Source organism: Candidatus Poribacteria bacterium (assembly GCA_021295755.1).
Classification (GTDB): domain Bacteria; phylum Poribacteria; class WGA-4E; order WGA-4E; family PCPOR2b; genus PCPOR2b.
Genome location: JAGWBT010000127.1, coordinates 1 through 8,872, shown reverse-complemented (window position 1 = coordinate 8,872; position 8,872 = coordinate 1). Strand labels below are relative to the sequence as shown.

The window sequence follows — 8,872 nt, the reverse complement described above, 5'->3', positions numbered from 1 at the left end:
TAACACGGTATCCAAAAAGGCTTGAAAACAGTGATAGGCAATGATATAATAGCCACTCGGAAGCCAGTTGAACACTGAAAGGTCAACGATGATACGTCAAGCAGCACCCTTATTTTGCAAAATATTGGTCATCATCGCAATTATTACATGGACGATTTACCCCACGTTTGCAGGCGAGCGTGACGAATACGTTTTTGCCTACAAACTTTTCCAAGAGGGTGCCTATTTCATTGCTAAAGATGAGCTTAAAGCATTTATCCAAGACTACCCACAGAGTGCAGATGCCGATGACGCGCGTTTCCTTATGGGCGAATGTGCGCTGCATCTTGAGAAATATGACGAGGCAATCCAGCACTATAAACAACTCCAGATTGATTACCCAGACAGCCCATTGCGTCTAGATGCTGTTCGCGGTACGGCAACGGCTTGGTTTCGCCAAGGTAGATATGAAGAGGCAATCAAGGCTTACGAAAAAGTTGTCGAAAGCTCAGACGATTTCCCCGTCATCTCCCACAGCCTTTATCTCATCGGTGAGTCCTATGACAACCTCGGACTTTATCAGAAATCTGGCGAATATTACGGCCAAGTCCTCACTAAATATCCCCTGTCAGATGAAGCATCAGATGCCCAGTACGCGAAGGGTTGGAGTTTATACAGACTCAAAAAATACGGTGAGGCACACGACGCCCTAACGGACTTTATCGAAAAATATCCCACCCACTATGCCATTCCAGAAGCCTCCTACCGCGCAGCCGAATCTCTGTTCAACCTTGGCGATTGGGTAAAGGCACAACAGGCTTACCAGCAGGTCATTGACACCTACCAGCAAGACGAAGAACACCGGCAATTGGCTATAGATGCTCGATTCAGACTTGGCGAGTGTTATTTCCAGCAGAAATTGATGGGAGACGCGAAGAACACTTTTGAACTTTTACTGCGTGAACACGGAACATCACCTATTGTCGCGGAAGCGCAATATTGGATTGCCGAAGTCTTGTTGGAAGAGGCGAAATATCCTGAAGCAATCCATGAATATCAAAAAGTTGTTACCCTCTACCCACAAAGCGAAGTTATCGATGATGCCCAATATGGGATTGCAACGGCGTATTTTCTAAAAGGCGACTACCCCAAAGCAGGTAGTGAATTCAAGAAGGTTGCGGAGAACCGACGTTCTGCACTCAGCGATGCAGCCCGTTTCCGCCTCGGCGAATGTTTCCGGCTGCAACGAGAGTTTAATTCCGCTATCCTTCACTATAAAAAAGTGGGCGCAAAGTCGGGGTACACAGACGATGCGCTGTACGGAAGGGCTACCAGTGCGTTTGAACTGCGAGATTACTCGCAAACCATCGAGGTGTTGAATGCGCTGTTGAGTGTCCAACCATCCAGTCCGCTCCGACCTTATGTCCTTTATCAACTCGGCCTCGCGTATTTTAACCAGCAAGCGTATCAAGAAAGTTCCCAAGCCCTTGATAGCTTCCTATCTGAAAACCGTGACACCCACTTGGAAACCGCCCCCACTGATGAGGCACTGTTCTGGAAAGCGCGTGCCCGGTTTGAGCTAGAAGATTATTCGGCAACCCTCCAAGCCTGTGAGGAATTACTTCAGCGTTTTCCGAATAGCCGCCTGCGCTATCGGGCGGAATTCTTTATCGCAGAAAGTACTTACTGGCGTGAGCAAACCCCGCAAGCCTATCAATCGGCGCGTCAAAAATATCAAGCTTTGCTGGAGAAACAATCACAGATTGCCCCCGACGCCCTCGGTGCTGAATGGGCTGAAAAATGCCGCTATGGAATCGGCTGGACCCACTTCTCTGAGGCAACACTCTCACAAGACAGTGCCAAACAGCAAGAACATTATCAGGCAGCGGTATCAACTTGGAAGGAAGGGCTTGCAAACCACCCGAACGGTGCGCTTGCAGACAAAACGCAATACCATATCGGTATCGCTTACGTCAATCTCAAACAGTACGATGACGGGATTCAGGCTTTTAAGCAAATTCTTTCTAACTATCCCGGCAGCGATTGGGGCGACAACGCACGGTATCAGACAGGATGGGTGTTTTATAAGCAAGAAAGATATCCCGAAGCAATCACCGCTTTCAATGAAATGCTCAAGGTACACCCTGGGTCGCAGCTTGTCCCAAGAGCGATTTTTGGTATCGCCAACGCCTACTTCAAACAAGGGAAGTACGCACAAGCGATTCGTGAATATCAACGGGTGGTTAACAAGTATCCCAACCCTATTCGCGAGGCGGGTGCCGAAAAAGCCATCGATCTCCGTCCAGAAGCACAATACTATATTGCGGAGAGTTTTTTGAACCTCCAGAATTATCCTGAAGCAATTGGCGCCTACGAAAAGGTTCTGCAACACCACCCTAAAAGTGAATGGGCGGACGATGCACAGTATGGCATTGCAACTGCTTACGAAAATCTAGGTCAAAAAGAGAAGGCAATACAGGCGTATCGAACGCTGACGCAGAAATATCCCAACCGTGAACTCGCTTCAGATGTTCAACTCCAAATAGGTCGCCACTACTACGATCAAAAAGACTATAAGCGAGCGATTGCCGAATTTCAGAATGCAATTAACCAATATCCCGAAACTCCAGCGGCGTGGTTAGCGCAGTACAACATCGGTAAATGCTACATCGCGCTGGGATCCTACCGTCAAGCGATTGGGGCATTTGAAAGGGTTGACTCACGGAGTGACTTCGCCGCCACCGCAGCGTATGAAATCGGTTACGCTTGGTACGATCAAAATAATCCGAGTCGAAATCTTGGCAATGCTGTGAAAGCGCTGCTTGCCGTACCTGAAAAATATCCGCAAAGCGTTGACGTTCCGCGCGCCTTATTGGTTGCTGGTGAGTGCTACAAAGAGTTGGGCGAATTGGACCAAACCGTTGCAGTATACCATCGTCTCCTAAACGATTACCCGGATTCGGAACAAGCGCAGTGGGCGCAGTTGGCATTGGGGGAGACCTATCGTGCTCAAGAGGAATATCAGCAAGCCATCGAGGCTTATGATGTAATTCGCGAAAGGGGTACGGAGCGATACTCCGTTGACATTGTAATTGATGGACTGCTCCGTTTGGCAGAAACGTACTCACAGATAGGGCAGGATAGAGATGCAGGCACGACCTATCTGCGTATTCGTTACCTGTACAAGGATTATGATCCGTATAGGGCATTCCAAGCGACGGTTTATGCCGCAGATGCCTTTGCCAAAGCCGGTGAAACCTTAGCCCAAGCAGCGTACACCCATCAGGCGAAGGATGAGTATGAAAATGCAATTGAGTTTTATGAATCGAGTGTTCCACAAGTGCAGGATGCAGGGGAACGGAAGAAATGGGATGCACTATACGATTATGCGACGAACCAACTTCAACAACTTTTTAAGTGATTTTGGATGAAAGGGATGAGCAAAAGAGAAACAGAGCAGAATGAACATATGGAAGGATGGGCAAAACATTCTATGCAATACGTTCGATCTAATACTTTCCATGTTTTATGCTTTACATTTTGCATTCTACTCAGTTTATCACAAGTTTCCGCCCAAACACAGGAATCATCGGACACACAGTTAGAATCGGACCTTCCAGACGAGGTTATCGCAGAGATTATTGATACCACCCGAATCGTGCTTGAGCCACGCAGCCGTTTTAGCGACCCGTTGGTGCCCCAACTAATTCACGCCATCGCACTATATCCCAAAGAACGTCTCTGGAATCTACCGCCCACTACTACGCCCCAAAAAGCTGTTAAGCCCACCGATCCACCACCGAAGAACTATAGTTTTCACCTCAATGCTTATCCAAGTTTACCAGAATCATTAATCTATCAGGTGCTTTTCGCGGGACACACGAAGCAGACATACGGTTTCCTCCACCTGAACCGGCAGCAACTTGGTAATGCACGGACCAAAGAGCGAGGAGATTATAATCTTGACGGGATCCGCGGCGGATTAAGTCACGAGTATCAGGAGTTGAGCAAAATCTCCCTTGATTTTGGACTAAATCTCAAAGCCTTGGAGTGGTTCCCAGCTACGGAAGGAGATCCAAACCCTCAGAAGGATTTGAGCCTTTTTCGCTCCGATCTGAATTGGCAACAGCAGATTTCCGAAACAACGTGGTCAACATTGAATCTCGATACGACGCTACTCCGTATTGACCACGATGGGTCTGAGCCACGGGATGAAGTAGCGGATCTGCGTCTTAACTTTGATATGGCGCTTTCGTGGCCCTTCCTGAACCCAATTCACGCCGGCGGTAACGTGGAATATTTTTCCGCAGGAGATGCTGAAGAGATAATCGCTCGACTGTATGCCCGCGATGAGTTCTCGCCATTTGGACCCTTTGTCTTGAGTATCGGCTTAGAAGGGGTTAGTTTTCGTGAACACGACGACACGGTCGAAGATAGAGCGGACGCGCAGTTCGACATGGTAGACACACCTCAACAGCCCGATGCTGAAACTGGCGAGGGCGAGGCAGATCCGCAATTAAACATGGCAGATACACCTCAAGAGGCTGACATTGAAACTGGTGAAGATAAGACGGACTCGCAGTTAAACATGACGGACACATCTGAACAGACTGACGTTGAAACTGGTGCGGATAAACTAAACTTACCGCTGTACCCATCTCTTGCGTTGACAACCCATCTTGACAAACATTGGTTGATCCGACTTGAAGGATCTCGGACAATTGCCCGGCACCGATTGTCAACACTTTACTTTGACACAGATTATATCAGCTTCAACCCGCGCCTTCGTCCAGAAAAGGCTTGGAATGGAAAAATAACCTTAAAGTATCATCGCGGTGCAAAGTTTGAAGTGAATCTATCCGGTTTCGCAAAGCAGACAGACGACCTTGTTATCCTGATGACTCTGAAGGAACATCTCGAAAATATTGGTGTGCAGCCAATAAACATTGATGCGTCAATCTACGGCGGGCAGCTGCTTATCTCCGCTCGCATTGTTGACCGCCTTGACCTGCGGTTTCAGTACACGCATGAGCTTCACGACACGGCTGGGATTTCAGAGACCAACACGGATCCAAGAATTCCTTACAGGGCAGCGGATCGCATTGATATGGATGCGGTGTATCATCTCCCATCAGAGTTCCATGTCGCGCTTAAAGCCGAATTGCGGGGACCTAGATATGTCGATATGACGCCCGGTGACCCATTGAAGAGTTATCTTCTGTTGCAACCTAAACTGAGCAAAACAATTGGAAACTTTGATGTCTTTGTCGGTGGAGCGTTTGCGATTGGAGAGTATCGTCTATTGGAGTTGTATGAACTTTCGCAGCGTAATTTTGATTTTGGGATTGAGTTAAAATTTTGACCGCTTTGCAGCAGGCTGGGAGAACAGACCTATCATGGCGAATCCGATCGAGATGATTATTTCAGGATTAGAGCAGTTGAGTGGGGGTGGGATCCTTCTCATTCCCCTGATTGGTTGTTCAATCTGTGCACACGCGATTATTATGGAACGGATCTATCATCTGCGTCGTGAACGAGTCATCCCATCACAGTTTGTGACCCGTAGCATCTATCACGAACTTGTACAGGGCAATCCTGAAATCGCAATCCAGATGTGTGAGAGGCGCCCGGGTCCTTTGACAAATATTCTTCGCGCCGGAATAGAACACAGAAACGCCGATGAGGAAACGCTTAAACGGGTCCTCCGTTTATCCATCAATGGCGAAAAACCGAAATTGACGCGATACCTCCATATTTTGGGAATGTTATCTGCCGTTGCAATATATATAGGCTTACTCGGCACATTTCTCGGTATGATCGCCTCATTTGGCAACCTTTATGAGGTGGAAGGGCAGGTGGGACAGTCGAGTGAGATTGCTGCTGGGATCTCCCAAGCCTTAATCACAACAGCCGCTGGGTTAATGATCGCGCTACCAACATATGTTGCGTACTACTATTTTAACAGCAAGGTGCAGCTCTTTTTAACAGAACTGGAAAGACACGGTATGTCTCTGGTCCGCTTTCTTATCGCTGAAGAACACAAGCTATTTCGAGACGGATTTGAAGATATTGAGCGTTTGATCCAAGAGGAGGCAAACTGATGAACACGCGAGGTGAAGTTAAACTCAGCGCTTTTTTCGGGATTGCAATCGTCGAACATCTGGTCCTGATTCTGGTGTTAGCTATGGCAGCCTATACAAAACCTGTGCCTAAGGTTGAAGACACCGCCATAACTGTAGACATTCTGATAAATGAACCGGAGCAGAAGCGTATGGAAGAGGAAATTCCTATCGCTATTCTGCCGACGCGCCAACCTGAAATCCCCACCGAATTGCCACCAATCCAATCCGATCATAATGTTCAACGCTACCTAAATCCTGGCGGCCCATCGGGTGGCTTACCCGCCCAAGCCCTAGCGCGGACTACCGACCAAGATCCGAACCGTTTGGCGTTAGGCGCAGCCTCTGTAAAAGGACGAAATCAGACGCTGCTCGACGATTTGGAGGCAACGAACGCAAGGGTCCGAGAGAAACCACGGGTTGATGAGGAAGGACACTACAGTGCCCCAGCGCGTCGAGGCGTTCGAGATACGGATCGGTTCAAACATAAAGGGGAACGCGGACACAGCTTGACCAAGCAGGTGTCTACAGGAAACGTGGCCCATACCGGGCAAAGTAACGTTACTGATGGTGTTGGCTTCGAGTTTGAAATTTCTGGTGAAGTCAGCGGACGCGGCTATCGCTTGGGAAAGCCCATTCAGACACAAGGTAAACAAGGTGGAGGCGTCCAGATTAGCTTCAAGGTGAAACCGGATGGCACGGTGTATGATGTGCGAGTGAAGCCCGGTTTTCTAACGACAGTAGGCGAGGTTCGACTCAAAGAACAAGCCAAACGATATGTCGAAAGGATTCGATTCAATACTTTGCCCAAGACAGTGCCGCAGATAGATCAGTCCGGGGAGATCTTCATTAATTTCACAACACAACTGAGCTATTGAAATTCCCGTGTATACTGTCAGATTATTCCAACGATATTGATCTCTTTCTCGGAACATTCAAAATGATTGTTGACAATTTTTTGTAAAACGATTATAATGATGCAAAACTTCAAACAGGATTCTTGAGAATCCTGCTAATCCACCAATATAGTACAGTTAGGAGGAATAACCATGAATCGCTGTTTTGTAAACCTTTCCTATTGTATCGCGCTTGTAATGATAGCGGCGGTGATTACCGGTTGTGCAAACGTCATGCCGTTAAGTGTAAAGGTCCAAAATGCAGACCGTAAATTTGAGCAAGCTCAAGGTATGACCATTCGCGCGGATACACCGGAAAATAGAAAAGCAGACCTCGCCAAACGGAAAGAACTGTATGATACCGCACTTGCAGGGTATCTCGAAATTATCGCACAAGATCCAACTGGAAAGTATGCAACCTATTCACATTTCCAAGGAGCGGCAATCTACAAAAAACGTTTTGAATGGGATAAAGCTACAGAGCATTATCAAGCCATTGTAGACATCGCCCCTTCCGGCTTCCTAGGGGGTCGCGCAAAGAGTGGTATTGCTGATATTCGTAAAAATCGTCAAGTTATCAAAGACAATAGGCGTACCTATCAAAACCACGCTCCCCTCAGCAAAGATTTAGCCATGCGTGCGAAGGAAGCTACTGCGCCCGAAGACATAGAACTGTACAACCAACAAGCAGAAGATAGTAGAGATAAAGCCGTACGTGCACTTTACGATGAAGCACGGGCTTACCAAACACTTGGTAATTCTGAAGAGGCAATTAAGCAGTTTGAACGAGTGGTCACAGAGTTTCCTGAACATCGACTGGCACCCCAAGCCCAGTTCCAAGTTGGCAATATCTATTTTTATGAACTCTATGACTACATAGGCGGATGGCCCGCGTATATCAAAGTCATTGAAAAGTTTCCAGATTCCTACGAAGCCTCCGATGCAGAAACCTTGCTGAAGGAGACAGAAACAACCCTGACAGAGATTGCTCAAGATCAGGCTGACATTAAAAAGTATACAAACCAGAAGGCGCTCGACTACATCCAAGCGGGACGGAAGGTACTCCCAAGTGACTTGTATGTCGCGGGGTACGCAGACCGTATCGCCCAGAATTTCCAGAACATCGGATCTGGTTGGGTAAAGATGAGAAACTATCCGGCTGCAATTGCCGCTTACCGTAAATTGGCAGAAAATCTGTCATACAAAAAGTTCCATGCTGCAGATGCACTGTTTCGGATTGGCGATCTGTATCAAAAAGACGGGCAGTATCAGCGTGCAATCGCTGCTTTTGAGGATATGCTAACAAAAGCCCCCGAATCTACTTGGCGGGATGAAGCGGTGTATCAGCAAGCCGTTTGTTTTCGCGCTGTCCGTGAGTTTGAGAAAGCCTACGAAAGCTTCAAGGCTTACATGAGTATAGACAAAGAAGGCAAATACTACCGCGAGGCTGAGCAGATTGTCCGTCAGTATGATCTGGACCAGGATGGCGATGGCTTCAAGTTCTATGTCGAACAGGAAGCCGGCACCTCCGATAAAGATCCTAACGACAATCCGGACGCTAAGAAACAGCAAGCCGAAGAGGCGCAGCAGGGTGGTATGTAGGTCGCGATATATTGCCGAATGCATCATAAAAAAAGCAGGGAAGACCATTCCCTGCTTTTTTTATTTCTACTTTTTGATTTCGATTCTAGATCTAACGGGACTGTGAATTGGGTGATAACTATGGTAAATTCTAAAAATAAATAGACACTTTCACTCCCCGGTAGGTGCGGGTGAAAACCGCACCGCATCGGCGCAGTTGGAAACCTCGCCGATTTGCAGTGTCTAATTAATTCTGAAATCTACCGTAAATTGGCAATAGTGTAGCTTCCCTTTTTC

General features: G+C 47.5%; 5 protein-coding genes. All 5 read left to right on the top strand.

Annotated features, from left to right (window positions below):
• Positions 1 to 88: 88 nt before the first annotated feature.
• The 5 genes from J4G02_17225 to J4G02_17205 all read left to right on the top strand — a co-directional run bounded on the left by J4G02_17225 (position 89) and on the right by J4G02_17205 (position 8,596).
• Positions 89 to 3,400: a tetratricopeptide repeat protein gene (locus J4G02_17225; GenBank protein MCE2396293.1), complete on the top strand. Its 3,312-nt coding sequence runs from the start codon at positions 89 to 91 to the stop codon at positions 3,398 to 3,400.
• 15 nt (positions 3,401 to 3,415) lie between these two features.
• Positions 3,416 to 5,341, top strand: coding sequence for a TonB-dependent receptor (locus J4G02_17220; protein ID MCE2396292.1), 1,926 nt, complete (start codon positions 3,416 to 3,418; stop codon positions 5,339 to 5,341).
• A 34-nt stretch (positions 5,342 to 5,375) separates the two neighbouring features.
• Positions 5,376 to 6,080: a MotA/TolQ/ExbB proton channel family protein gene (locus J4G02_17215; protein ID MCE2396291.1), complete on the top strand. Its 705-nt coding sequence runs from the start codon at positions 5,376 to 5,378 to the stop codon at positions 6,078 to 6,080.
• Positions 6,080 to 6,976, top strand: a complete 897-nt coding sequence (locus tag J4G02_17210; GenBank protein MCE2396290.1) for a hypothetical protein — start codon at positions 6,080 to 6,082, stop codon at positions 6,974 to 6,976. Before J4G02_17215 ends, J4G02_17210 begins: the two co-directional genes overlap by 1 nt.
• Before the next feature lie 171 nt (positions 6,977 to 7,147).
• A complete protein-coding gene (locus J4G02_17205; GenBank protein ID MCE2396289.1) occupies positions 7,148 to 8,596 on the top strand; it encodes a tetratricopeptide repeat protein in 1,449 nt (482 codons plus the stop codon).
• Positions 8,597 to 8,872 lie beyond the last annotated feature (276 nt).